This window comes from Kribbella sp. NBC_01245 (genome assembly GCF_036226525.1).
In the GTDB taxonomy this organism is placed as follows: domain Bacteria; phylum Actinomycetota; class Actinomycetes; order Propionibacteriales; family Kribbellaceae; genus Kribbella.
The window spans coordinates 4321085-4343968 of record NZ_CP108487.1; the positions used below are offsets into that span (position 1 = coordinate 4321085).

Annotated in this window: 22 protein-coding genes; 6 read left to right on the plus strand and 16 right to left on the minus strand. The window is 67.1% G+C overall.

Going from position 1 to position 22884, the window contains the following annotated elements; all coding sequences use genetic code 11:
* Nucleotides 1-26: 26 nt before the first annotated feature.
* Both sucD and sucC read right to left on the minus strand, forming a co-directional pair.
* Nucleotides 27-917 carry a succinate--CoA ligase subunit alpha gene (gene sucD / locus OG394_RS19175; RefSeq protein ID WP_328996770.1) on the minus strand — a complete coding sequence of 297 codons (891 nt, stop codon included), beginning with the start codon at nucleotides 915-917 and terminating at the stop codon, nucleotides 27-29.
* Between the two features lie 13 nt (nucleotides 918-930).
* Nucleotides 931-2103, minus strand: coding sequence for an ADP-forming succinate--CoA ligase subunit beta (sucC, locus tag OG394_RS19180; RefSeq protein WP_328996771.1), 1173 nt, complete (start codon nucleotides 2101-2103; stop codon nucleotides 931-933).
* Between the two features lie 187 nt (nucleotides 2104-2290).
* On the opposite strand from sucC, the gene OG394_RS19185 reads away from it, so the two are divergent.
* Complete coding sequence (locus OG394_RS19185) at nucleotides 2291-3949, plus strand: glycoside hydrolase family 13 protein (RefSeq protein WP_328996772.1); 1659 nt, start codon at nucleotides 2291-2293, stop codon at nucleotides 3947-3949.
* On the opposite strand, the gene OG394_RS19190 is transcribed toward OG394_RS19185, so the two are convergent.
* From OG394_RS19190 to OG394_RS19230, 9 genes are all read right to left on the minus strand, one after another.
* On the minus strand, nucleotides 3939-5099 hold the full coding sequence (locus OG394_RS19190) for an MFS transporter (protein WP_328996773.1): 1161 nt from the start codon (nucleotides 5097-5099) through the stop codon (nucleotides 3939-3941). The two genes, OG394_RS19185 and OG394_RS19190, sit on opposite strands and share 11 nt — an antisense overlap.
* A 109-nt stretch (nucleotides 5100-5208) precedes the next feature.
* Nucleotides 5209-5664 (minus strand): DUF4265 domain-containing protein, encoded by a 456-nt coding sequence (locus tag OG394_RS19195; protein WP_328996774.1) that lies wholly within the window; start codon nucleotides 5662-5664, stop codon nucleotides 5209-5211.
* Nucleotides 5665-5757: 93 nt separating this feature from the next.
* Entirely contained in the window at nucleotides 5758-7200 is a 1443-nt protein-coding gene (locus OG394_RS19200; protein WP_328996775.1) for a S1 family peptidase, read from the minus strand.
* A gap of 75 nt (nucleotides 7201-7275) precedes the next feature.
* A complete protein-coding gene (locus tag OG394_RS19205) occupies nucleotides 7276-8235 on the minus strand; it encodes a LysR family transcriptional regulator (protein WP_328996776.1) in 960 nt (319 codons plus the stop codon).
* A 77-nt stretch (nucleotides 8236-8312) separates the two neighbouring features.
* Entirely contained in the window at nucleotides 8313-8744 is a 432-nt protein-coding gene (locus tag OG394_RS19210; protein WP_328996777.1) for a hypothetical protein, read from the minus strand.
* Between the two features lie 151 nt (nucleotides 8745-8895).
* A complete protein-coding gene (locus OG394_RS19215; protein ID WP_328996778.1) occupies nucleotides 8896-9741 on the minus strand; it encodes a carbohydrate ABC transporter permease in 846 nt (281 codons plus the stop codon).
* Nucleotides 9738-10781: a carbohydrate ABC transporter permease gene (locus tag OG394_RS19220; RefSeq protein WP_328996779.1), complete on the minus strand. Its 1044-nt coding sequence runs from the start codon at nucleotides 10779-10781 to the stop codon at nucleotides 9738-9740. The genes OG394_RS19215 and OG394_RS19220 overlap by 4 nt, the downstream gene beginning before the upstream one ends.
* A 94-nt stretch (nucleotides 10782-10875) precedes the next feature.
* Complete coding sequence (locus tag OG394_RS19225; protein WP_328996780.1) at nucleotides 10876-12144, minus strand: ABC transporter substrate-binding protein; 1269 nt, start codon at nucleotides 12142-12144, stop codon at nucleotides 10876-10878.
* Between the two features lie 301 nt (nucleotides 12145-12445).
* Nucleotides 12446-12898 (minus strand): cobalamin B12-binding domain-containing protein, encoded by a 453-nt coding sequence (locus tag OG394_RS19230; RefSeq protein WP_328996781.1) that lies wholly within the window; start codon nucleotides 12896-12898, stop codon nucleotides 12446-12448.
* Nucleotides 12899-13090: 192 nt separating this feature from the next.
* On the opposite strand from OG394_RS19230, the gene OG394_RS19235 reads away from it, so the two are divergent.
* The 3 genes from OG394_RS19235 to OG394_RS19245 all read left to right on the plus strand — a co-directional run bounded on the left by OG394_RS19235 (nucleotide 13091) and on the right by OG394_RS19245 (nucleotide 15580).
* A complete protein-coding gene (locus OG394_RS19235; protein WP_328996782.1) occupies nucleotides 13091-13957 on the plus strand; it encodes an esterase/lipase family protein in 867 nt (288 codons plus the stop codon).
* A 282-nt stretch (nucleotides 13958-14239) separates the two neighbouring features.
* Entirely contained in the window at nucleotides 14240-15001 is a 762-nt protein-coding gene (locus OG394_RS19240; RefSeq protein ID WP_328996783.1) for a M23 family metallopeptidase, read from the plus strand.
* 27 nt (nucleotides 15002-15028) lie between these two features.
* Nucleotides 15029-15580: a DUF6886 family protein gene (locus OG394_RS19245; protein ID WP_328996784.1), complete on the plus strand. Its 552-nt coding sequence runs from the start codon at nucleotides 15029-15031 to the stop codon at nucleotides 15578-15580.
* Between the two features lie 131 nt (nucleotides 15581-15711).
* Here OG394_RS19245 and OG394_RS19250 read toward each other — a convergent pair whose 3' ends face one another.
* Together OG394_RS19250 and pcrA are read right to left on the minus strand one after the other, a co-directional pair.
* Complete coding sequence (locus tag OG394_RS19250) at nucleotides 15712-16263, minus strand: hypothetical protein (protein WP_328996785.1); 552 nt, start codon at nucleotides 16261-16263, stop codon at nucleotides 15712-15714.
* 83 nt (nucleotides 16264-16346) lie between these two features.
* Complete coding sequence (gene pcrA / locus OG394_RS19255) at nucleotides 16347-18683, minus strand: DNA helicase PcrA (RefSeq protein WP_328996786.1); 2337 nt, start codon at nucleotides 18681-18683, stop codon at nucleotides 16347-16349.
* A gap of 56 nt (nucleotides 18684-18739) precedes the next feature.
* Between pcrA and OG394_RS19260 the strand changes: the two genes are divergently transcribed.
* The gene (locus tag OG394_RS19260) at nucleotides 18740-19465 is read left to right on the plus strand and encodes a PIG-L deacetylase family protein (RefSeq protein ID WP_328988358.1); all 726 of its coding nucleotides are present in this window, start codon (nucleotides 18740-18742) and stop codon (nucleotides 19463-19465) included.
* Between the two features lie 22 nt (nucleotides 19466-19487).
* On the opposite strand, the gene OG394_RS19265 is transcribed toward OG394_RS19260, so the two are convergent.
* The 3 genes from OG394_RS19265 to OG394_RS19275 form a co-directional block, all read right to left on the minus strand.
* On the minus strand, nucleotides 19488-20438 hold the full coding sequence (locus tag OG394_RS19265) for a DUF1152 domain-containing protein (protein ID WP_328988359.1): 951 nt from the start codon (nucleotides 20436-20438) through the stop codon (nucleotides 19488-19490).
* 299 nt (nucleotides 20439-20737) lie between these two features.
* A complete protein-coding gene (locus tag OG394_RS19270) occupies nucleotides 20738-21643 on the minus strand; it encodes a DUF1648 domain-containing protein (RefSeq protein ID WP_328988360.1) in 906 nt (301 codons plus the stop codon).
* On the minus strand, nucleotides 21640-21990 hold the full coding sequence (locus OG394_RS19275; protein WP_328988361.1) for a GntR family transcriptional regulator: 351 nt from the start codon (nucleotides 21988-21990) through the stop codon (nucleotides 21640-21642). Before OG394_RS19275 ends, OG394_RS19270 begins: the two co-directional genes overlap by 4 nt.
* 103 nt (nucleotides 21991-22093) lie before the next feature.
* Here OG394_RS19275 and OG394_RS19280 point away from each other — a divergent pair, with 103 nt between their 5' ends.
* A complete protein-coding gene (locus OG394_RS19280; protein ID WP_328988362.1) occupies nucleotides 22094-22837 on the plus strand; it encodes an alpha/beta fold hydrolase in 744 nt (247 codons plus the stop codon).
* Nucleotides 22838-22884: the final 47 nt, after the last annotated feature.

Consider the following 22884-nt stretch of genomic DNA (forward strand, 5'->3'; position numbering starts at 1 on the left):
GGAACGGCCGCCTTTTGTCGTTGGAGCTACTTGGCGAGGGACTGCATGATCTCGCGCATCAGGTTGGCGGTCTCGGTCGGCGTCTTGCCGACCTTGACGCCGACGGCCTCGAGGGCCTCCTGCTTGGCGGCCGCGGTGCCGGAGGAACCCGACACGATCGCGCCCGCGTGGCCCATCGTCTTGCCCTCGGGGGCGGTGAAGCCCGCGACGTAGCCGACGACCGGCTTCTTCACGTTGTCCTTGATGAAGGCCGCCGCGCGCTCCTCGGCGTCGCCGCCGATCTCACCGATCATCACGATCGCATCGGTGTCCGGGTCGGCCTCGAAGGCTTCCAGGGCGTCGATGTGGGTGGTGCCGATGATCGGGTCGCCGCCGATACCGATGGCGGTGGAGAACCCGAAGTCACGCAGTTCGTACATCATCTGGTACGTCAGGGTGCCCGACTTCGAGACCAGCCCGATCCGGCCCTGACCCGCGATGTCGGCCGGGATGATGCCGGCGTTGGCCTCACCCGGGGTGATGATGCCGGGGCAGTTCGGCCCGATGATCCGGGTCGTACCGCTGGCCTGCGCGTGCGCGTGGAAGGCGGCCGTGTCGTGCACCGGCACACCCTCGGTGATGACGACCACCAGCGGGATACCCGCGTCGATGGCCTCGAACACCGCGCCCTTGGTGAACTTCGGCGGTACGAAGACGACCGACACGGTCGCGCCGGTCGCCTTGACGGCCTCTTCCACCGATCCGTAGACCGCGATCTCACGGCCTTCGATGGTGACGGTCTGGCCGCCCTTGCCCGGGGTCACGCCGCCCACGATCTGGGTGCCCGAAGCGAGCATCCGGGTGGTGTGCTTGGTGCCCTCGGAGCCGGTCATGCCCTGGACGATGACCTTGCTGTCCTTGTTGAGGAAGATCGACATTGTCCGTAGTCCCTTACTTCGCAGCCAGCTCGGCGGCCCGCTTGGCCGCGCCGTCCATCGTGTCCACGCGCTCGAGGCCGGGCAGGTTCGCCTCGTCGAGGATGCGGCGGCCCTCCTCGGCGTTGTTGCCGTCCAGCCGGACGACCATCGGCTTGTCGACGTGCTCGTTGCGGCTCGCCAGCAGCTCGAACGCCTGCACGATGCCGTTGGCGACCGCGTCACAGGCGGTGATACCGCCGAAGACGTTGACGAAGACGCTCTCCACCTGGGCGTCGGAGATGATGATCTCCAGCCCGTTGGCCATCACCTCGGCCGACGCGCCACCACCGATGTCGAGGAAGTTCGCGGGCTTGACGCCACCGAACTCCTCACCGGCGTACGCCACGACGTCGAGGGTCGACATGACCAGACCCGCGCCGTTGCCGATGATCCCGACGGAACCGTCCAGCTTGACGTAGTTGAGGCCCTTGGCCTTCGCCGCGGCCTCCAGCGGGTCCTCGGCCGAGGCGTCCTCGAAGTCCGCGTGCTCCGGGTGCCGGAAGTCCGCGTTCTCGTCCAGGGTGACCTTGCCGTCCAGCGCCTCGACGTTGCCGTCCTGGAGCTTGACCAGCGGGTTCACCTCGACCAGCGACGCGTCCTCGGCGATGAAGACGCCGTACAGCTTGACGATCTCCGTGGTGACGTTGTCGAGCACGTCCTCGGGGAACTTGGCCGCGATCGCGATCTCGCGCGCCTTGGCCTCATCGACACCGGCAGCCGGGTCGATCGAGATCTTGGCGACGGCGTCGGGGTTGGTGTGGGCGACCTCTTCGATCTCCATACCGCCCGCGGCGCTCGCGATGCACAGGTAGTTGCGGTTGGCCCGGTCGATCAGGAAGGAGAAGTAGTACTCCTCGGCGATCGCGGCGGCCGGGACGATGTTCAGGATCTTGACGAGGTGACCCTTGATGTCCAGACCGAGGATCGCCTTCGCGGCCTCCTCCGCCTCATCCGGAGTCGAGGCCAGCTTGACGCCACCGGCCTTACCGCGGCCGCCCGTCTTGACCTGAGCCTTGACGACCACCCGGCCGCCGATCTTCTCGGCCGCCGCGCGTGCTTCCTCGGGAGTCGTGACGACCTCACCGACCGTCGTCCTCACACCATGTTTGGCGAAGACTGACTTCGCCTGGTATTCCATCAGGTCCACGAGTGTCCTGGTCCTCTCACCTGTCCGTGTCTAGGCCGCGGCGGGCTGTGGCACACAAACAGGTCACGGTCGCCGGCGCGGTTCCGTCGGCCCGAGACTAGCCACCCACACACCGTCACGGACAGTCGGGGGTGCAGGCTGAGACACCTGTCACAGCGTCTTGGGCCCTCATGACAGGCTGGATCTCATGACTGAGGCACCTGCTTTCGACGATCGGCCGACTTCGACCAGACCAGCTGACGAGTGGTGGCGTAGCGCTGTCGTCTACCAGGTGTATCCCCGCTCCTTCGCCGACGCCGACAAGGACGGCACGGGCGATGTGAACGGAATTCGCGCCCGGCTGCCGTACCTGGCCGATCTCGGCATCGACGCGATCTGGATCAGCCCGTGGTACCCGTCACCCCTGCTCGACGGCGGCTACGACGTGTCCGACTACCGCGATATCAACCCCGACTTCGGCACGCTGGCCGACGCGGACGCACTGATCGCGGAGGCGCACGGCCTGGGCATCCGGGTGCTGATCGACCTGGTGCCGAACCACTGCTCCTGGGAACACCCCTGGTTCAAGGCGGCGCTCGAGGCGGGCAAGGGCTCGCCCGAGCGGGAGCGGTTCTGGTTCCGCGACAGCCCGGGCGTGGTGCCGCCGACGAACTGGCCCGCCGCTTTCGGTGGTGGCGCCTGGCAACAGATCGACGACGGCCAGTGGTACCTGCACATGTTCGACATCTCCCAGCCGGACTTCAACTGGGACCACCCGGACGTGATCGCCGAGTTCGATTCGATCCTGCGCTTCTGGTTCGACCGGGGTGTCGACGGCTTCCGGATCGACGTGGCCGACTCGATGGCCAAGGACCCGGCGCTGCCCGACGTACCGCTGCATGATGACGGCCTACCCACGCGCGACAAGTACGTCGGCAACCCGTTCTACGACCAGCCGGGGGTGCACAAGATCCACCAGCGCTGGCGCGAGATCGCCGACGAGTACGCCGATACGCCGGAAGGCCCGCGCGTCTTCGTTGCCGAGGCCTGGCTGTCCCCCGCCGAGCGGCTCGCGGCGTACGTCCGGCCGAACGAGTTGCACTCCGCGTTCAACTTCGACGTACTGCGCTGCCCGTGGGACGCGAAAGAGCTGCGCGAGGTCATCGACCACACCACCGAGAACCTCTGGGCCGTCGGCGCTCCCGCGACCTGGGTGCTGAGCAACCACGACACCATCCGCCACCGCACCCGCTACGGCCGGGACCAGCGTGAAGCGGGCGCTGACGCCGGCGCCGTACCGACCGACCTGGCCCTCGGTCTTCGCCGGGCGCGTGCCGCCGCGCTGCTGGAGCTGGCGCTGCCGGGTGGCGCGTACATCTATCAAGGCGACGAGCTCGGCCTGCCCGAGGTTGAAGACCTGCCCGACGACCTGCTGGACGATCCGACTTGGGAACGCTCCGGTCACACCGTCCGCGGCCGCGATGGCTGCCGGGTGCCGATGCCGTGGAGCGGGAGCGAACCGCCCTTCGGCTTCGGTACGACGGACAACCCGCCGTGGTTGCCGCAGCCCGCGTCGTGGGCCGGCCTCACCGCCGAAGACCAGCAGCACGACCCGGACAGCCACCTCTCGTTGTACAAGGCGGCCCTCCGCATCCGCCGTACCCACGAAGCCCTCGGCGAAGGCCGCCTGCTCTGGGACGACACCGCCCCCGCCGGCGTCCTCTCCTTCACCCGCACCCCAGCCTTCCGCTGCCTCGTCAACCTCACCGACTCCCCGATCGAGGTCGACGGCATCGTCTTGCTCTCGAGCCAACCGCTCGTAGACGGCAAACTCCCGCCCGACACCACCGCCTGGCTCACGATCTGACGTTGCTTCCCGCCTGGGCCGGCCTACGCGCGACGGCCGGTACCAGGAGGAGGGCGGTTAGGCCGGCGAGGGTCATCACTGTGGCTGGGGATGAGTGGTCGACTATGACGCCTCCGGTTAGGGCGCCCAGGGAGAGGGTGGCTTGGAAGGAGGCGGTGAAGAGTACGGACGAGGCCTCTGGGGAATTGGGGGCTGCTTTGGCGAACCAGGTTTGTGAGCAGACGGGCACAGCGCCGTAGGCGGTGCCCCAGAGGATTAGCAGTACGACGGCGCCGGGGTCGGTGGTGCCGAGTAGCGGGAGTAGCAGGGTGGCGGTGGCGATCATCGTGGCGGCTGTCGCGAACGTGGCTCGCGGATGGCGGGTCACGGTGGAGCCCGCTATGAAGTTGCCGGCGATTCCCGCTACGCCGTACGTGAGTAGGTAGATCGTGATCAGGCCGGCGCTCACCTGCTCAAGGAACGGCGTGACGTAGGTGTAGGCCCCGAAGTGGGCGAGCACGATGATGAACGTGAGCGCCACTGCGAGGCGGCTGACCCTTAACGTGCCGGTGAGCATCCGCAGGTTCGTCGCCCGCTCAGCGGGGAGCGGCGGGACCACCGCGACCAGCAGGCCGAACACGCCAAGGGTCAGGATTCCCATTGCGAGAAAGGCCGTCCGCCACCCCGCGAGGCCGCCGACGAACGTGCCCAGCGGCACGCCGAGCACGGACCCGAGTGGCACCGCAGCGAAGATCACGGCAGTCGCCCGAGGCACCGACTCGACCGGCACCAATCGCCCGGCCAGCCCTGCCCCGATGGACCAAAAGCCACCGATCGTGATGCCAACCAACACGCGAGAGACCAACATCAGCCAATAGCCGGAAGCCACCGCGGCCAGGAAATTCGCCAACGCCAGCAACAGAACGAACGCGGCCAACATGACCCGCCGATCCACCCGCCCCGTGACCACAGTCGCCAACGGCGCGGCAATCGCGGCCAGAAACCCCGGCATGGTCATCATCAACCCAGCCATACCGTCAGAAATAACGAAGCTCGACCCGATCGACGTAAGCAGCCCGATCGGCAGAATCTCCGTCGTGACGATCACAAAGATCCCCAACATCACCGAAACGACTGCCAGCCACGAAAGCAGTGGCGATCGAGCCGGCATAGTCGTTGCTGTAGGCAAGGATCTGGGGTCGGCGTTCACAAGCACCAGTGCAACAGGAACAACACCGACCGTCTGGCGGCTTTACGACATCAATCTCCCGCCAGGGGCCCTAAAGAGCCTCGGCGTGCGACGGCGAGAGGGCGGCTTCTTCGAAATCGATCTGGCCTGCGTCGGCCAAGGTCGCGAGCTCGGCCAGGATTGGTCCGTACTGGCGCTCGGCAGGAAGGTCGGCTAGGTGGAGGCCGAGGAGGGTGGTGGGCTTCAGGGCCAGGCCGGCCGCGGTCAGGCGCGCCACGGTTGCCTCTTCGTCGAAGCCGAGTCTGGTGATGACGCGGATCGTCGAATGGCCCGAAGAGCTCACGAGCGACGCGATCCACGGAACGGGCGGATCGCCGTACTCGTGGGCATGTACGACGTCGCCGACCGCCAGGCCCTTGGCGAACATCGGCGGTGTGAGTAGGCGGTACTCGTCCTCACCGACCTTCTCCACGGCGACTTCCTCGCTGTCGTAGGGCGGCCAGCCGGAGCCATCTTGGGCCAACTTGATGTGCAGGGTCGTGGTCACGTTGGGATGTTAAACAACGAACGGCTGCAGCGGGTGGGCGCTCGGGGGCGCGCCTGCCCGCTGCAGCCGGGTCTGCGTGGGAGCAGCACGCAGTTACGGGGTGGAGGTGCCTAGGCGGTAGGAGCCGGAGCCGCTGTAGGCGTGGACTTGCCAGCGGTAGTAGCCGGCGGTGCCGTTGTAGGTGACAGTCTCGTCGGGGGCCTCTGTGGTGCCGGAGGCTACGGAAGCCCAGGACGAGCCGTTCCACTTCTGGAGGTAGAGGTCGAAGTCTGTGCCGGCTGGACCGTCCAGGCAGCCCTTGTGGGTTCCTGAGGCGTTAGACGTGTAGTAGCTGCCGTTGGGCTGGTACGCGACGCCACCACCGGACAGGGAGCCCGAGTAGTTGTTGGGGAGACCAGTGCAGGTGGTCGGCGGAGGGGTCAGGTCGCCGCCGCCTGAGGTGACCAGGGTGAGTCCGTAGGCCTGCAGGATTTCGTTGACCGGTTGGAAGAACGTCGTCCCGCCGCTGCTGCAGTTGCCGGAACCGCCGGACGTGACGCCTTGTGCCTGGTTGCCCGAGATGGCCGAGCCGCCCGAGTCGCCTGGTTCGGCGCAGGCGTTGGTGCGGATCAGGCCGGTGATGGTGCCTTCGGGGTAGGTGACCGTGGCGTTGCGGGCCTGGATCGTGCCGCAGCGCCAGCCGGTGGTCGAGCCCGAGCGGCAGATCGACGACCCGACGGGCGCGTCCTGCGAACCACCGACCGCCACCCGGCCGCCCGCGTAGTTGTTGACCGCGCCGATCATCGTGTTGCCCGCGCCGACGCCGACCCACGCGTAGTCGTTGCCCGGGAAGCTCGAGCCGCGGAACTGCCCGCTCGGCTGGCTCGTCGTGGCGCCTTGCCGACCGCAATGGCCTGCCGTCACGAAACCACCGTTGACGGAGAAGCCGACGGAACAGCGCGTGCCGCTGCCGATGTAGTACGCGTTGCCGCCGACCACGTCGATCATGGCCCGCGGCGACTCGTTCGATACGACGACCCGTACGACGTTGGCCGGTACGCCGCTGCTCGCCACGAACGCGCGGCCGATCGCGGTAGACCGGGCACTGACGACGAGCCGGTTCGACGGGAGGTCGACGTACCAGCCAGGGATACCGGCAGGCGCCTGCCGGGCGTCGAGTCGCGCCTTCCAGGCATCGAGTCGGGCTTCGGTGTACGCGACGCGGCGAGGTTCGGCCCCTGCCGCGACGACTCGCGCCCGTTGTCCGTCGGCGGTGATACCCGCGATCAGACGGCCGGAGCGTGCGTCGTACCAAGTGCCGCCGAGCGCGGCGGGGACTCGCTTGCGTAAGGCGCGGTCGACCCGGGCTGCTTCGTCCTCGCGGATGAGGCGGTCCTGCGCCTGGTCGGGGGTGAGCCGGAGGTCGCGTTGCAGGGCGGTCAGCATCGCGCCGTCCGGTTCCTTGACCTGGACGGACGACGCTTGCGGGGCGAGCGCGATCACCGCAGTGGCAGTGATCAGCGCCGCACCCAGCAACGCCGGGAGTGGTCGGGGCATGGGCTTTCGCCTTACAGCGTGGGCGGACCGCCACGCTGCCACGCGTCCCGGGTACGACGGCAGATCACAAACGGGTCATATCATCCCGGGATGCTCCGCCAGCCAGGCGGAATACCGCGGGCTGCGGGCCACCACATCGAGGTACGACGCGGTGGCGAACTCGTGCAGCGTCATCGCGAACGCCGGGTCCAGCCCGCCCGGATGCCAGCCCGCGACCGTCCGCCAGTGCAAGGGCGTACCCGCGATCGGCACGGCCACGATGCCCGGCCGCGGGCGGAACATCGCCTGGCAGAGCACCACGGCGTCCTCGGTCTCGACGAGATCCAGGCAAGTCACGACGTCGGTCTCGTGCAGCGTGCGCGGCGCGAAACCCGCCCGGCTGCAAGCGGCCGCGAAACAGTCGGAGAAGCAGCCATCCCCGGGAGTGGCGGCCCATCGCGCAGTCGCGAGCTCGGCCAGCTCGACGGCCTTGGCGGCCGCCCGCGGGTGGTCGGTGTTAAGCAGCACAAAGACCGGATCGTCGGCCACCTCGTGCCAGCGCAGCCCGGGAGTGATCGGCGGACGGGCGTCACCGCAGACGCCGACGAGGATGTAGTCGAGGTTGCCCTCAGCAACCAATCCCGCGAGCTCTTCGGCTGACCAGGAGACGTGCGTGGTCACCTCGAGCTCCGGGCAATGCTCCGCCAGCTGGTGGATCAGGCCGCCCAGCAGGGATCCCGACGCCGAGCCGAGCCGCAACCTGGCCGGCATCTTGCTCGTACGGGTGTCGTTCGCCAGCCGGGCCGCCTCGGCACGCAGATCCGAGACGGCCGGCAGCAGCATGCGGGCGCGGGCGATCACCAACTCGCCAAGTGGCGAGGCCCGCACCCCGCGACGATCCCGGTCGAACAACGGACCGCCGAGGATCCGCTCGATCCGCCGGAGCTGCGCCGTCAGCGCGGGTTGCGCCAGCCCGAGCACCGCCGAGGCCTTGGTGATACTGCCCGCCTCGGCGATGGCGACGACGATCCGCAGATGCCGCAGCTCCAGGTCCATGGGCCGAAGTTAGTGGTCCTTCCCGGCCGTGGCCAGAGCCGAAGGGACCAGACCAGAAAGGACTGGAGCCGCGAGGATCAGCAGCCAGCGGTCACGGGCAGGCTGGTGGCCTGGGCGCTCCGGGGCGCGCCGGTGGGGTCGACCCAGGTGACTCTGCCGTGGAGCCGGTACGTACCGCACGTGACGGTGGTGACCCCGGTGGCAGTGCGAGTACCGGTGAGGGTTCCGTAGGTTGCGCGGCGGGTGCCGATCGACTGCCAGCCGGTCGAGACCTGTTGCTGCTGGGTGAGGTCGTGGACGACCTGGCGGGCGCCCGAGCAGTCGACCGTACTGGCCCACCGGTAACTCGCGGCGCCCGCGGTGGCGGTGGCCGTGATCGTGCAGGTACCAGGCGGTGCGGCCTGGGGGGCGAATTCCACGTCGCCGCCGCCGTCGGCGAAGGCGGCGGACGGTACGGCGGCCAGCACGGCCGCTCCGGCGAGGCAGGTGAGTCCGGCGATGATGCGCATGCGCACTCCTCGATTGCTAGGCGATATCGCAGCCACCCTCGCCACCGGCGCCGTACCGGACAAGACCGGTTGCAGCTACTTGCAGTTGCCCCGGGCAACGAACAGGCGCGCCCCTGCAGGAAGCTGCAGGGGCGCGCCTTCGAAGCGACTACTACTTGACGCCACCAGCGGTCAGGCCGGCGACGATGCGGCGCTGGAAGATCAGCACCGCGATCAGCAGCGGGACGGTGACGATGACGCCCGCCGCCATCTGACTGCCGAACGGCTGATCCCGACCGGAGGTGCCGGTGAACTGCTGGATCACCACGTTCGCGGTCTGGATCTCCTTCTTGTCGATCATGCTGACCGCGATCAGGAACTCGTTCCAGGCTGCGATGAAGGTGATGATCGCCGTCGTGAACACACCTGGTGCGGCCAGCGGCAGGATGACCTTGCGGAAGGCCTGCGCGGGCGTACAACCGTCGACCATCGCCGCCTGCTCGAGCTCTCTGGGCATCTGACGGAAGAACGTCGTCAGGGTCCAGATCGCCAGTGGCAGGGCGAACGACAGGCTGGGCACGATCATCGCCTGGTACGTGTTGATCCACTTGATGTCGACGAACAACTTCAGCAGCGGGATCACCAGCGAGATACCGGGGAACATCGAGGTGGTGATGATGATCCCGAGCATCACGTTCTTGAACCGGAACTCCAGCCGCGCCAGCGTGTACGCCGCTACCAGGCCGACGATCAACGTGAGGATGGTCGTCGTACCGGCGACGATCAGGCTGTTCAGCAACGACCGGCCGAACCCGTTGTTCGGATCGAAGACGTCCTTGATGTTCTCGATCGAGAAGGGTGCCGGGATGATCGAGTTGTCGAACTGATCGTTGGGCCGGCGGAAGGCCGATACCACCATCCAATAGAACGGCAGCAAACAATAGATGACGATGAGCCCGACACCGATCAGCGGTAGATACCGGCGCCAGGCACTGGTTTCAGCGGACATCTTGCTCATGAGACAGCACTCCCCACGCCGACCGCGGCCGAATCGGTCGGCCTATCCACCGACTTGCCCCGGCCTCGTTTGCCCTTGACCGGCTTACTCGGCTTGCCCGACTTCTCGCCGATGACGTCGGCACCCAGCAGCTTGACGAACATGAAGGCCACCACGGCGACGTACAGGAACAAGATCGTCGCGTAGGCGGCCGCCGGCCCGTATCTGGTCTCCCTGGCTTCCAGGAAGGCCAGGATCGACAGTGTCTCGACCGATTCCTTGCCGGGGCCGACCAGCACGAACGGCAGGTCGAAGATCCGCAACGTGTCGAGCATGCGGAACAGTACGGCGACCAGCAGCGCGGGCTTGACCAGCGGCAGGGTGATCCGGACGAACTGCTGCCAGGGGCTCGCGCCATCCACCTTGGCCGCCTCGTAGATCTCCTCCGGGATGGTCTGTAGACCGGCCAGCACCAGCAGTCCGATGAACGGGGCCGTCTTCCAGGTGTCGGCGATGATGACCGACAGCACCGACTGCCAACCCTCGGTCGACCACAGGATCTCGGCGCCGATCAGCGCGTTCGCGGCGCCGTCGGCCTGGAAGATCCACTTCCAGAGCAGCGCCGAGACCACGGTCGGGATGGCCCACGGCACCAGGATGCTGGCCCGGACGATGCCGCGGCCCTTGAACGCCTTGTGCATCACCAGCGCCATCGCGACACCGAGAATCGTCTCGAGGGTCACGCAGGTGACGGTGAAGAAGGTGGTGTTGTAGAACGCGTTCCAGAATCGGTCCCCGACCTCACCGGAGAAGATCGCGGTGTAGTTGTCGAGGCCGACGAACTCTGACCCCTGGACGATGAATCCCTCTTCGTCCACCCTCTGGCCGCTGGTATACAGCGATTCCCGCAGCGCCGACAGGATCGGGTAGACGACCACGAGCGCGAGCACGATCAAGGTCGGTGACAGCAGGACGGCCGCCAGGCGGCCCGTTCCTTCGTCGTGGCGGCGAACTCTCTGGGTTTTCCCCGGCCGGGTTTCGGCCGGACTTGCTTCACTCATCTCTGCCTCCAACGTGGCGCCGGCCGGGCCGGCGCGGGGACAGGACGGGTCGGTGTCCCGCAACGTTCGCGGTACACCGACCCGGCCATATCGATCACTGAGTGATGAGCGAACTCAACTTGGTCTGCAGATCCGTCAGCGCCTGTTTCGGCTCCGTCTTCAAGGTCAGCGCGTTGTACGCCGCGTCCTGAATGGCGGTGCTGACATCGCCGTACTTGACCACCTTCGGCCGCGACTTCGCGGTGTCGATCGAGGCCTTCAGCGGGGCGAGGTACGGGAACTGCTTCTGCAGCCCGGCATCGTCGTACAGCGCGGCCCAGGTCGGCGCCTGCGAAGTCTTCTCGACATTGGCCTTCTGACGCTCTTCGCTGGCCATGAAGTTGATGAAGTCCGCAGCGGTCGCCTTGTTCTTGGTGAAGGCGCTGATCGCGTAGTTGTGACCACCCAGGGTCGAGACGCCCGGGCCGTCCTTACCCGGCAGCGGCGCAACGGCGAACTTGCCGTTGATCTTCGACGACCCGTCGGTCTTACCCGCGAGGGCGTAGACGTACGGCCAGTTGCGGTGGAAGAGCAGCTTGCCCTCCTGGAAGGCGCGACGGCCTTCCTCTTCCTTGTAGGTGATCGCAGCGCTGGGGATGGCCTTCGTCTTGAAGCCGTTCACCAGTTGCGTCAGGCCCGCAAGTGCCTCCGGGGTGTCCACGTTGGGCTTGCCGTCCTCACCGACGACGACACCGCCCGCGGAGTTGATGGCCTCGGAGAAGTTCACCGTCAGGCCTTCGTACTTCTCGAACTGGCCCGCGTAGCAGCTCATGCCCTTGGACTCCGGCAGCGCCTGCACCTTCAGGCAGGCCGCGGTCATCTCGGTCCAGGTCTTCGGCGGCTGCACGCCCGCCTTGTCGAGCAGATCCTTGCGGTAGTAGAGCAAACCGCCATCGGACGTCACCGGTACGCCGTACAGCTTGTCGCGGTACTTGGCGGTGTCGACCGTTGCCGGGATCAACTTGCCCAGGTCCGGGAACTTGTCCTCGGGCAGCGCGACGACCCAGCGGTTCGCGGCGAACTCGGCGGTCCACACCACGTCCAGGTTGAGCACGCTGTAGGCGTCGGACTGGCTCTGCGCGCTCTGGATCATCAGGGCCCGCTGCTGGTCCGCGGACTCCGGCAGCTCCTTGACCTCGACCTTCTCGTCCGCGTGCGCCGCGTTCCACGCGTCGACCTGGCTCTTGAGGTTTCCGGAGGTGTCCTTGCCAGTGGCAAAGGTGATCGGGCCACGGCCTTCGAGCGCGGTGCTGTCGCCAGATCCGCCGCCACCGTCATCGCCGCCACCACAGGCTGACGCGAGCAGCACCAGGCTGACGCTCATGGCGACAACGGCTGCCCTGCGGGACTGTGATCGTTCAAACCTCATCGTGCACCTGCCCTCTTCCGATAAGACAACACTGTCTTTGCGCAGGTACCCGCAGTCCCCCGCTGCGAGTCCATGTCCGGACAGTAACCGAGATTCGGGCGATGTGCTCTAAGCCACACCTGCCGGAAAATTCGCGGTCGGCGAACGGACAGCGCATGGCTGTAATGCGATCGCTATTTGGCGCGCCGCACAACCGGTAAGGGCTTAACGATTCGGTATTACCCGCCGGTAACTGTCACTTTCAGGACATCGGGTCTCAGCTGGACTGAGCTGACCCCGCGTTACCGGTAGCGTGCTCGGCCGCCGAGGCGTCACCGACGTTCGCGCGGACCCACTCGACGATCTCGACCGTGGTCGCGCCGGGGGTGAAGATCTTGTGCACGCCGAGCTCGGCCAGCGGCTCCAGATCGGCCTCGGGAATGATGCCGCCGCCGAACACCACGATGTCGTCGGCCTCGCGGGCGATCAGCAGCTCCCGGACCTTCTTGAACAAGGTCATGTGCGCGCCGGACAGCACCGACAGGCCGATCGCGTCCGCGTCCTCGGCGATGGCCGTCTCCACGATCTGCTCCGGGGTCTGGTGCAGGCCGGTGTAGACGACCTCCATCCCGGCGTCACGCAGGGCGCGGGCGACCACCTTCGCACCCCGGTCATGACCGTCGAGCCCAGGCTTGGCGACGACGACCCGCAACGGGCTGGTGGCTGACATGACAGGCCTCCGCATAGTCCAGTGCACAGGCGCTTCGTTGCGCCAAGGCTCCTGGCCGCAGGCTATCCGAGCCGCCGGTTGCAGATAAGACACACAGGCGTGTGTTCGCCCACACGTGGCCCTGAAATCGGTTACCGTCGAAAGAGATCGGACCAGTTCGCGCGGGGGGTTCGATGAAGTGAGGAGCCGCCCATGACCGCAGAGCCGGAAGAGGCCAGCCGGAGCGGTATCCGCGAGGCCCTCGAGGGACTGAAGTACGGCGCTCGCTCGGCCTTGTCGCCGAAGGTCATCCAGGGTGCCGCGGTGGAGATCGGCTGGTTGACCACCCACCTGGCGATGTACCCACTCGGCCTGGTTCGCGATTCCGAGCATCGCGCCGACCGGCTGAACCTGGACAGCCTGACCCCGGCTCAACGCGGTCTGCTGATCGGCGACGTCGAGGCGGCCGCCACCCCGATCGTGCTGACTCACGGCATCATCGACAACCACACCGTCTTCGCGCTGATGCGGCGCAATCTGCTCCGTCGCGGTTTCAGCCGGCTGCGCACGTTCTCGTACTCCCCGCTCACCCTCGACGTACGTCGTACCGCCGAGCGGATGGGCGCCGAGATCGAGGCGCTGTGCGCGGAGGCCGGCTACGAGCGGATCCACGTGATCGGGCACAGCCTCGGCGGCCTGATCGCCCGGTACTACGTGCAGCGACTGGGCGGGGATGAGCGGGTGCACACCTGCGTCACGCTTGGCACGCCACACCAGGGCACCCAGGCGGCCCGGCTGCTGCCGTGGCCCTTGGTGAAGCAATTACGCCCGGACAGCGACCTGATGGCAGAGCTCGCGGAGCCCGCGCCAGGGTGCAAAACGCGCTTCCTGGCCTTCTACAGCGATGTAGACCAGCTGATAGTTCCGCAACGCCGGGCGAGGATCGACCATCCCGACCTGTCCGCGCGTAATGTGCGCATCAGTGGAGTGGGTCACCTCTCACTCCCGTTCGACGGCGAGGTCGTGCACCAGATCTCCGGTGCGCTGTCCCACCTCGACGAGACCGGGGCCGTCGCCTAGGACGCCTGGTCAAGCAGCGAACCGCAAAGGAAACGAAAATATTCCTGGACGGGGTTTGTAGCCTCGTGACCCATCCGTTATGGTGCTTGAGCCCCCGGGAATCCGGGAGCGGACAGTGCCCCTCCCCTGTGACCGAAAGGCCACGTTGTGTCCCAGCACCGTGCCGCGAGAAATCGCGTCACGCCAGGCAACGCTGCGCGTAAACCCAACGCACCAGCGCCTCACAGTGCAAAGCATCGTGTAGCCCGGCGTACCACCCCAGCCAGTTCCCAGATCGTCGGTTTGACCGCAGCGCTCGCCGCCGCGGCCGGAGCAGTGGGTTTCAGCCACAGCTCCCTCGCCTCACCCACCCAGGCGAACTCCGCGGTGAACATCGCCGCGCTGAACGCCACCATGGGCAAGGCCGAGCTCTCCGCCGTCACCACTGCCCGGATCGAGCGTCGCCAACTCGCCACCAGGGACTCGTCCCGCCTCCAGCTCGCGCAGACTGCCTCCGTCAAGAAGCAGGCCGCCGCCGACCGGACCGCCAAGGCCCGCGCCGCCAAGCTGGACGCCTACCGCAAGGTCACCCAGGTCCGCGCCACCGCCCTCGCCCGGGCCAAGGCCGCCGCCGAGAAGGCCGAGCTGCTGAAGCTGCAGTCCGCCACTCGCGCCGAGATGATGCTGACCGGCTACCGCATCACCGCCACCTTCGGCCAGGGCGGCACCCGCTGGGCCCGGAACCACACCGGCACCGACTTCGCCGCCGACCTGGGCACCCGGATCGGCGCCGTCATGAAGGGCGAGGTCATCCAGGCCGAGTTCTCCGGTCCGTATGGCCGTCAGGTCAAGGTCCGGCACACCGACGGCACCGTCACGTCGTACAGCCACATGAACAGCTTCTCGGTCTCCGTAGGGGACCTGGTCTACGCCGGCGACAAGCTCGGCGAGGTCGGCTCCAGCGGTAACAGCACCGGCCCGCACCTGCACTTCGAGGTGCTACCCGACGGTGAAACTGCGATCAACCCGATGCCCTGGCTCCGCGACCACGGTCTGCACCCGTAATCCCCTCACTTTTGTAAACTGCGGCGCATGCGTCCTGGTCCGGGTGAAGTCCTGCACTTCTCCGAGGATCCGGGTATCACGCGATTCCGCCCGCAGGTCGTCGCCGTCCGGTCGACGCCGCTTGCCACGCCTTACGTGTGGGCCGTCGATTCCGACCGCGCCCCCGACTACTGGTTCCCCCGCCAATGCCCGCGCGCGATGGCCTGGGTTGGACCGCAGACTTCTGAGCAAGACCGCCTACGGCTGATCGGGCCGGGCGAATCCCGCGTTCACGCGATCGAATACGGCTGGCTCGAGGCCATGCGAACCGTCGAGCTGTACGCCTACCGCCTGCCGTCCGAAACCTTCACGCCGTACGACGCCGCCGTGGTCTCCACCGCGCCCGAGGTACTGCCGCTCGGACCACCCGAACGAGTCCCCGACCTCTTCACCCTGCACGCGGAAGCCGGCATCCAACTCCGCGTCCTCCCCAACCTCCACGCCTTCTGGTCCGCAGTCACCACCAGCACCCTGGAGTTCAGCGCCATCCGCCTCCGCAACGCCCAACCTAGTGTCCTGAGTCAGAAGTTCGTGCCTTAGCTCCGGTGTCCAGGTGCGTGCATCGCAAGGCGGAGGAGGGGAGCAATCTTTTTCGATTGTGACCCGACGACAACGCAGCGAGGTGCGTGCCTGGGCGCCGGAGATGAGGTGCGAACTTCTGACTCAGGACACTAGCGGCGCCAGACTTCGGCGGTGGTGAGGAAGGCGGAGGAGGAGGGGCGTTCGGGGGTGCCGTCGACCTGGACGTTGCCGGGGATGGTTTCGCCGCCGAGGGTCAGCCGCGCGGCCCGCACCGGGGCGATGACCAGGCTGAGGCTGTGGTCGACGCCGTCGAGCAGGAAGTTGTCGGTGGCAAAGGTACGCCGGTCGAGCACGCCGGACATCTCGATCTGTACGTCGGCGGCTTTGACGCTCAACCCGGCGGCCAGGTTCATCGAGACCTGGACGAGGTCGCGTTCGATCACCGGTTCGGGCCAAACCAGGCCTTGCACCTCGAGGAACGACCGGACGAAATAGCTCTCCAGCCAGGCGGCCAGGTCGACGTCATCGGCGATGACCCGGACGCGGCCGTCGTACCAAAGCACGATCGCCGTACCGGCACCGCGGATGGACCAGTCGACCGTCCAGATCGAGGCGAATGCGACCACTTGGCCGCCGGCGTCGAACAGTCTGAGGCCCGGATTCGCCCCCGCCAGGATGATCCGCCGTTGCTGCTGTGTCATCGGCACACCTTCGTCCGGAGGTTCGAAGCCCCGATTGTCTCAATATCCAGACTTCGCGCAACGTTTGGCGGGTGATTCTTGGCCTAGATCTTCTCTACCGGCGCGTAACGGAGTAATAGACGCTTCACGCCTTCGGAGCCGAAGTCGATATCGGCCTGGGCCTGTTGCCCTTCGCCGCGGACCACCACGACACTGCCCATCCCGAAGCTGTCGTGCACGACCCGATCGCCCGGTTTGAGGCTGAGCACGGGCTTGTCGCCGACTCCGCCCGTACGACGCGGCGCCTCGTACCGGCTGGTGAAACCGCTCGAGCCACCGGACGACGTACCGGTGCCGGACCAGCGGGTGATCGCGGACTCGTCGCGGCGCCAGTCGAGCAACTCAGCCGGGATCTCGTCCAGGAATCGCGATGGCGGGTTGTGCTGCGGAGCGCCGTACGCGCTGCGAACCGCCGCCCGCGACAGGTGCAACCGCTGCCGGGCCCGCGTGATCCCGACGTACGCCAGGCGGCGCTCCTCCTCCAGCTCCTTCATGTCGTTGAGCGAGCGGGAGTGCGGGAAGACGCCGTCCTCCATCCCCGTCAGGAACACCACCGGGAACTCGAGGCCCTTCGCCGTATGCAGCGTCATCAGCGTGACCACGCCACCGTCATCGCCCTGGTCCGGAATCGAGTCGGCATCCGCGACCAGCGCGACCCGCTCCAGGAACGCCTGCAGGTCGGACGGTTCGCCCGCGGCGCCGGCCTCCTCGACGAACTCCCGCGCGACCGCGACGAACTCGGCCAGGTTCTCCAGGCGAGTCTCGTCCTGCGGGTCCGTCGATTTCTCCAGCTCGTCGTGATAGCCCGAGCGGTGCAGCGCGACGTCCAGGATGTCGTCCGGCGGGGCGCCCGAGTCGACCATGGCCTGCAATTCGTCCAGGATCTCGAGGAACGAGGTGATCGAGTTGAGTGAGCGACTGGCGATTCCCGGCGCGTCCTCGGCCTTGCGCAACGCCTGCGAGAACGAGATCCGCTCGCGCTGAGCGAGGGCCTCGACCGTCGCCTCGGCGCGATCGCCGATGCCGCGTTTGGGCACGTTCAGGATGCGCCGGAGCGAGACCGTGTCCTCGGGATTGACCAGCACGCGCAGGTAGGCCAGCGCGTCGCGGACCTCCTTGCGCTCGTAGAAGCGCACGCCGCCGACGACCTTGTACGGCAGGCCGGTGCGGATGAAGACTTCTTCGAAAACCCGGGACTGCGCGTTCGTCCGGTAGAAGACGGCCACGTCCATCGGTTTGGCATCACCCGCGTCGGTGAGCCGGTCGATTTCGTCCGCGACGAACTGCGCCTCGTCGTGCTCGTTGTCCGCGACGTACACCGCGATCTGCTCGCCGGGGCCGGAGTCGGACCAGAGGTTCTTCGCCTTGCGGCCCTCGTTGCGGCTGATGACAGCGTTGGCCGCGGTGAGGATGTTCTGCGTGGAGCGGTAGTTCTGCTCGAGCAGGATCGTCTCGGCGTTGGTGAAATCCTCTTCGAACGCGAGGATGTTGCGGATCGTCGCGCCCCGGAAGGCATAGATCGACTGGTCCGCGTCGCCGACCACCATCAGCTCGGCCGGCGGCGCCATCGGGCCATCGTTCGCGCCCGGCTCGAAGTCGGCGCAGAGCTCACGGATCAACGTGTACTGCGCGTGGTTCGTGTCCTGGTACTCGTCGACGAGCACGTGGCGGAACCGGCGGCGGTAGTACTCCCGGACCTCGGGAAAGGCCTGAAAGAGGTTGACCGTGGTCATCAGCAAGTCGTCGAAGTCCAGCGCGTTCGCCTGGGCGAGTCGCTCCTGGTACGTCTTGTAGCACTCGGCGTACGTCTCCTCGAGGTGGTTCGACGCCTTCGCGGCGGCCGCCTCGTAGTCGATCAGCTCGTTCTTCTGGGTGGAGATCCAGTTCAGTACGGCGCGCGGCGCATAGCGTTTGACGTCCAGGTCGAGATCGCGGCAGACCAGCGTCATCAGCCGTTTGGAGTCGGTGTCGTCGTAGATCGAGAACGTCGAACTGATGCCGAATCGCTTGATATCGCGGCGCAGAATCCGCACACACGACGAGTGGAACGTCGAGACCCACATCATCTTCGCCCGGCCGCCGACCAGCTCGGTCACCCGCTCACGCATCTCGGCCGCGGCCTTGTTGGTGAACGTGATCGCCAGGATCGACCCCGGGTGGGCATCCCGGGCGGCCAGCAGATACGCGATCCGCCGGGTCAGCACCCTGGTCTTGCCCGAGCCGGCACCGGCCACCACCAGCAGCGGCTTACCCGCGTGCACGACAGCGGCCCGCTGCTGCGGGTTGAGCCCGTCCAGCAGCTCCTCGGGCCCCACCTTGCGCAACGCCGGCGGAGTCTCGAGCGGGATCGGGAGTTCGTCTGGAGAGAAGAGCGTGGTCATCGGTATCTACCCTAGGCCGTGCCACCGACAAGATCCGTATCGTCCACAATGCACGGATGACGATTCCGATCGCGAAGCCCCGTCCTGACGCCGAAATCGAGCGGGTGCTGGCGATCGTCGCGCACCCGGACGACCTCGATTTCGGTGGCGCCGGCACCATCGCGAACTGGACTCGCGCGGGTATCGAGGTGACCTACTGCATCGTCACCGACGGGCAGGCAGGCGGTTTCGAGCCGGACCGCGATCGCGCCGAGATGCCCGACGTACGCCGTGCGGAGCAGACCGCGGCGGCCGCCCACGTCGGCGTACGGGATCTCCGCTTTCTCGGGTACGTCGACGGCCGCCTCGAGCCGACGTACGAGGTGATCCGCGACATCGTCCAGGTCATCCGCCAGGTACGCCCGCAACGCCTGCTCGGCCAATCCCCCGAACGCAACTGGTCCCGCCTGGTCACCTCGCACCCCGACCACCTCGCCGCCGCCGAAGCCACTCTGCGCGCGCTCTTCCCGGCCGCCGGCAACCCTTTCGCCTACCCGGAGCTGACCGAGGAGGCCTGGACCGTCGACGAACTCTGGATGATGGAACACCCGGAGAAGAACCACTACGTCGACGTCACCGACACCGTCGACGCCAAACTCGCGGCCCTGCTCTGCCACGAAAGCCAGCACCCCGACCCGGCCCAACTCGAGACCACGATCCGCACCTGGCTCACCACCAACGCCCAAGCCGCCGGCCTCCCCACCACCCACCTAGCCGAACCCTTCACCGTCATCCGCCTCTAATCCGGCTCACCGGCATCCGCCTTTAGTGCGGCAACGCTCGGCCGGGCCGGATCGGAACCTGCTCGCGATACGCCTCGATCACCTTTGAGATCTCCTGCGGATGGTCGGTCTCCTCGATCCGGTCGAGGTACCCCAATCGGTTGGCCAGGCCCGGCAGATCCACGCTGAAGTAGACGCTCATCAACGGATTGACGAAAAGCTCCGACCCACCCGTGCGACTGGTGAACTGGGCATCACCGAACTCACCGCGAAGGGCGGCCGCGATCTGGCCGTTCACGATGCTCGGCCGCAACGGCGTCATCCGCTGAGCGTGCTCGACCGCCTCCACATAGGCCCGAGCCTCGGCCGAGTCGGACGGGATCGACAACGCACCGAGGTACGCGCCGTTTTGCCCCAGGTCGGCGAGATTCTCCAGAACTTGCGCGTGGGAAACGCCATGGTGCGCGTCGATCCCGAAGCCGAGACAGACCACCAAACGGTTGATGCCGTCGATACCCGCCACCGCAGCGAGGCTGGCCATGTCCTCTTCGGGTGTGCCGAGCCCGGCCTCGTCGCCTCGCATCAGGATGTCGGTACCACCGTCGACCAGAATTACCGCGTCGAGATCCAGTTCCGCGATCAACCAGCGGTACGCGGCCCGCAGCGGCCGAACGCCACTGCGTGGGAAGGCGTACACCGTCGGCGCCAAGTGCGTACCGGCGAGCCAACGGGCGAGCGTCCGCTCCGGGAAGTAGGCGTCGTTGCCAGTGGTGGCCGGCTCGACCCGCGCGACGTTCGGGCCGGATGGGTCGACCAGGTGGGTCAGATCGCTGAAGCTGTGGTTGGCGAGGTGGACCTCTTTACCGAGCCCATCGAGCGCGATCGCCAGCGGCAAACCGGCGTAGACGTCGAACCCACCGCCCGCCCCCGCGATCAGCACACGCCGAGCATCCCGCAACCGCCGAAACAACGGCGGCTCAGCCAAGTTGAACACCGCGCCCACGCTGACCCCTCCCCAACAGACACGCCGCACTTTTTCCGCTCATCGGACCCTTGTGACCAGGCGTGTCGGCGTTCATCGGTCCCTTGTGACCACCAGTTGTTGGCGTTCGTTCTTCAGGATACGGCTTAGATACCGGCCGTATTCCGACGAATGAACGCCAAGTGGGTAGGCCTGCGCGTTGGTCAGAAGGGCCCGATGAACGCCGACACGCCTGGTCACAAGGGACCGATCAACAGGAATGCGTCGCGTCACAAGGGGCCGGTGAGCGGGACGGCGGCGGCGCGGGAGGGTTAGTGGGTTAGGAGGGTGTTCAGGAGGGCGGCGGGGGGTTCGGGGGTGTCCAGGGTGATGGCGAAGCGGGTGCCGTTGGTGAGGTCTAGGACTAGGCCTGGGCCGGCGCGGAGGATGAGGCCGCGTTTGCCGGGGGTTACGCGGTAGCCCCAGCCGCCCCATTGCATGGGCTGGATCTGCTCGACACTGGCCTGGCGGATTTCGGCGAGGGGGATGTTGATGCGGACGCCTGGGCCGAAGACGACGCGAACGCCATTCGCGTCGACGCGGAGCGTGGCTCGTTGCAGCACGGCGCCGGCCACCGTGACGGCGAGGACGCAGATGCCGATCAAGGCGTCGACCGCGAGGACCAGGATCAGGCCGATGACGGCGCAGCTGACGGCCAAGGCGGCGAACCCGCGCGAGCGGATCTCCGTCACATAGACCGCCCGCTCACCCGGCGCGAGGTCGAGATGCGGCAGCTCCGCATCCGGCACAGACGCGTCACCAACGACGAGTGGCGTGGGCCAGAGGAGGGCGACGATGGCTGGGCCAGCGAAGGCGACCGCCAGTGCGATGACCAAACCCAGCCACGGCAGATCGGTCCCACTGTGGCCACCGAAAGCGCCGGCGATGTAGGCGGTGAGGACGGCAAGGGAGCCCATCAGGTACGCCGCGAAGGCGCAGGCGGTGACGCTCCACCGGGCCGACTCGATCCGGGCGAATCCGGCCGCAGCTAGGGCGGCGCCGCCGGTCACGGCCAGGTTGAGCACGGCGAAAACCGTGCGGCTCATCGTCCGGTCGGCCTCGCCACTGCTGTTCCAGTGGCTCGGTATCGGGTCCGGGAGATCCATCGTGAGCAGAACCAGGCCAACCGCGATCACCGGCAGGGCGATCACCAGCAGTGCCAGGACCTTGCGAATCATGACGTCCTCCTCAACAAGTCGGCGACTTCTTCGGCCGACATTCCCAGCCGGCGGCCCTCCGCCAGCAGTTCGCGCACCAGCTCCGCCATCCGCCCGGTCGCGGGGGTGGCGTTGTGACTGACGGTGGCGCCACGGCCGCGGCGCAGCTCGATCAGGCCCTCGTCGCGCACCGCGGCATACGCCCGCAGCACGGTGTGCATGTTGACCCCGAGACCCGACGCCAGCTCGCGCGCCGGAGGTAATCGGTCGCCGCCCTTGACCGTGCCCGACGCGACCGCCGCCCGGATCTGGCCGGCGATCTGGTCGGCCAGTGGTTCCTTGGCCGTCAGGTCCACCTTGATCAACATAGTTCGTATCGTACTAGAACAATACCGCGCGACGAAACCGAATTGCTCTCCCGCGAAGCGGCCGCCATGCTCCCACCATGACCATTTGCCAAGAGGTAGGCGTATGACGATTCACCACGAGGTCCACGGCACCGGACCCGCTCTACTGCTCATCCACGCGGGTGTGGCCGACTCACGGATGTGGGCCGCGCAGCGCGACGACCTGGCCAAGGACCACCTGGTGGTGACGCTGGACCTCCGCGGGTACGGCGAAACGCCTCTAGCCCCCGGTACCGAGTACTCGGACGCGGACGACGTACTGGCTGTCCTGGACGCCCTAGGCCTCGACACGGTTACAGCTGTCGCAGCGTCGTACGGGGCGAACGTGGCGCTACAAGCCGCTAGCCATAAGCCGCAGCGGTTCAACCGGCTGGTGCTCTTCTCGCCGCCTCTGGACGAGGTAGACGCGACAGAAGACCTCAGAGCCTTCGCTACCAAAGAGAACGCGCTACTTGAGGCTGGAGACATCGCCCAAGCGACTGCGCTGAACGTACAGACCTGGCTAGGCCCTGAAGCCGGCGAGGAGGCTCGGGCGCTCGTGACCGAGATGCAGGCGAACGCGTTCCAGATCCAGATCGCTGCCGGCGACGACATCAAGAACGCGGAGTACGCCGTACAGCCTGACCGGATCGCCGTACCCGTCACTGTGTACGACGGCGCGCACGACCTCGAGTTCTTCCACCGGACCACGAAGTACCTGGCCGAGGCTCTGCCGGACGCCCAGCTGGTCACTCTGCCCTGGGCCGGCCACCTCGCGGCCCTCGAACGCCCGGCCGAGACGACCGCGCTGATCCGCGCAGCACTCTAAAGCCGACAACGAGAAGAGGCACCTTGGGCCCAGCCCAAGGTGCCTCT

Bases quoted from the DNA above. Each gene is read 5' to 3' on its own strand.
- sucD (WP_328996770.1), bottom strand. From the start codon at position 917: ATGTCGATCTTCCTCAACAAGGACAGCAAGGTCATCGTCCAGGGCATG.
- OG394_RS19185 (WP_328996772.1), top strand. From the start codon at position 2,291: ATGACTGAGGCACCTGCTTTCGACGATCGGCCGACTTCGACCAGACCA.
- OG394_RS19190 (WP_328996773.1), bottom strand. From the start codon at position 5,099: ATGCCGGCTCGATCGCCACTGCTTTCGTGGCTGGCAGTCGTTTCGGTG.
- OG394_RS19200 (WP_328996775.1), bottom strand. From the start codon at position 7,200: ATGCCCCGACCACTCCCGGCGTTGCTGGGTGCGGCGCTGATCACTGCC.
- OG394_RS19205 (WP_328996776.1), bottom strand. From the start codon at position 8,235: ATGGACCTGGAGCTGCGGCATCTGCGGATCGTCGTCGCCATCGCCGAG.
- OG394_RS19210 (WP_328996777.1), bottom strand. From the start codon at position 8,744: ATGCGCATCATCGCCGGACTCACCTGCCTCGCCGGAGCGGCCGTGCTG.
- OG394_RS19215 (WP_328996778.1), bottom strand. From the start codon at position 9,741: ATGAGCAAGATGTCCGCTGAAACCAGTGCCTGGCGCCGGTATCTACCG.
- OG394_RS19220 (WP_328996779.1), bottom strand. From the start codon at position 10,781: ATGAGTGAAGCAAGTCCGGCCGAAACCCGGCCGGGGAAAACCCAGAGA.
- OG394_RS19225 (WP_328996780.1), bottom strand. From the start codon at position 12,144: ATGAGCGTCAGCCTGGTGCTGCTCGCGTCAGCCTGTGGTGGCGGCGAT.
- OG394_RS19230 (WP_328996781.1), bottom strand. From the start codon at position 12,898: ATGTCAGCCACCAGCCCGTTGCGGGTCGTCGTCGCCAAGCCTGGGCTC.
- OG394_RS19235 (WP_328996782.1), top strand. From the start codon at position 13,091: ATGACCGCAGAGCCGGAAGAGGCCAGCCGGAGCGGTATCCGCGAGGCC.
- OG394_RS19245 (WP_328996784.1), top strand. From the start codon at position 15,029: ATGCGTCCTGGTCCGGGTGAAGTCCTGCACTTCTCCGAGGATCCGGGT.
- OG394_RS19250 (WP_328996785.1), bottom strand. From the start codon at position 16,263: ATGACACAGCAGCAACGGCGGATCATCCTGGCGGGGGCGAATCCGGGC.
- pcrA (WP_328996786.1), bottom strand. From the start codon at position 18,683: ATGACCACGCTCTTCTCTCCAGACGAACTCCCGATCCCGCTCGAGACT.
- OG394_RS19260 (WP_328988358.1), top strand. From the start codon at position 18,740: ATGACGATTCCGATCGCGAAGCCCCGTCCTGACGCCGAAATCGAGCGG.
- OG394_RS19270 (WP_328988360.1), bottom strand. From the start codon at position 21,643: ATGATTCGCAAGGTCCTGGCACTGCTGGTGATCGCCCTGCCGGTGATC.
- OG394_RS19275 (WP_328988361.1), bottom strand. From the start codon at position 21,990: ATGTTGATCAAGGTGGACCTGACGGCCAAGGAACCACTGGCCGACCAG.
- OG394_RS19280 (WP_328988362.1), top strand. From the start codon at position 22,094: ATGACGATTCACCACGAGGTCCACGGCACCGGACCCGCTCTACTGCTC.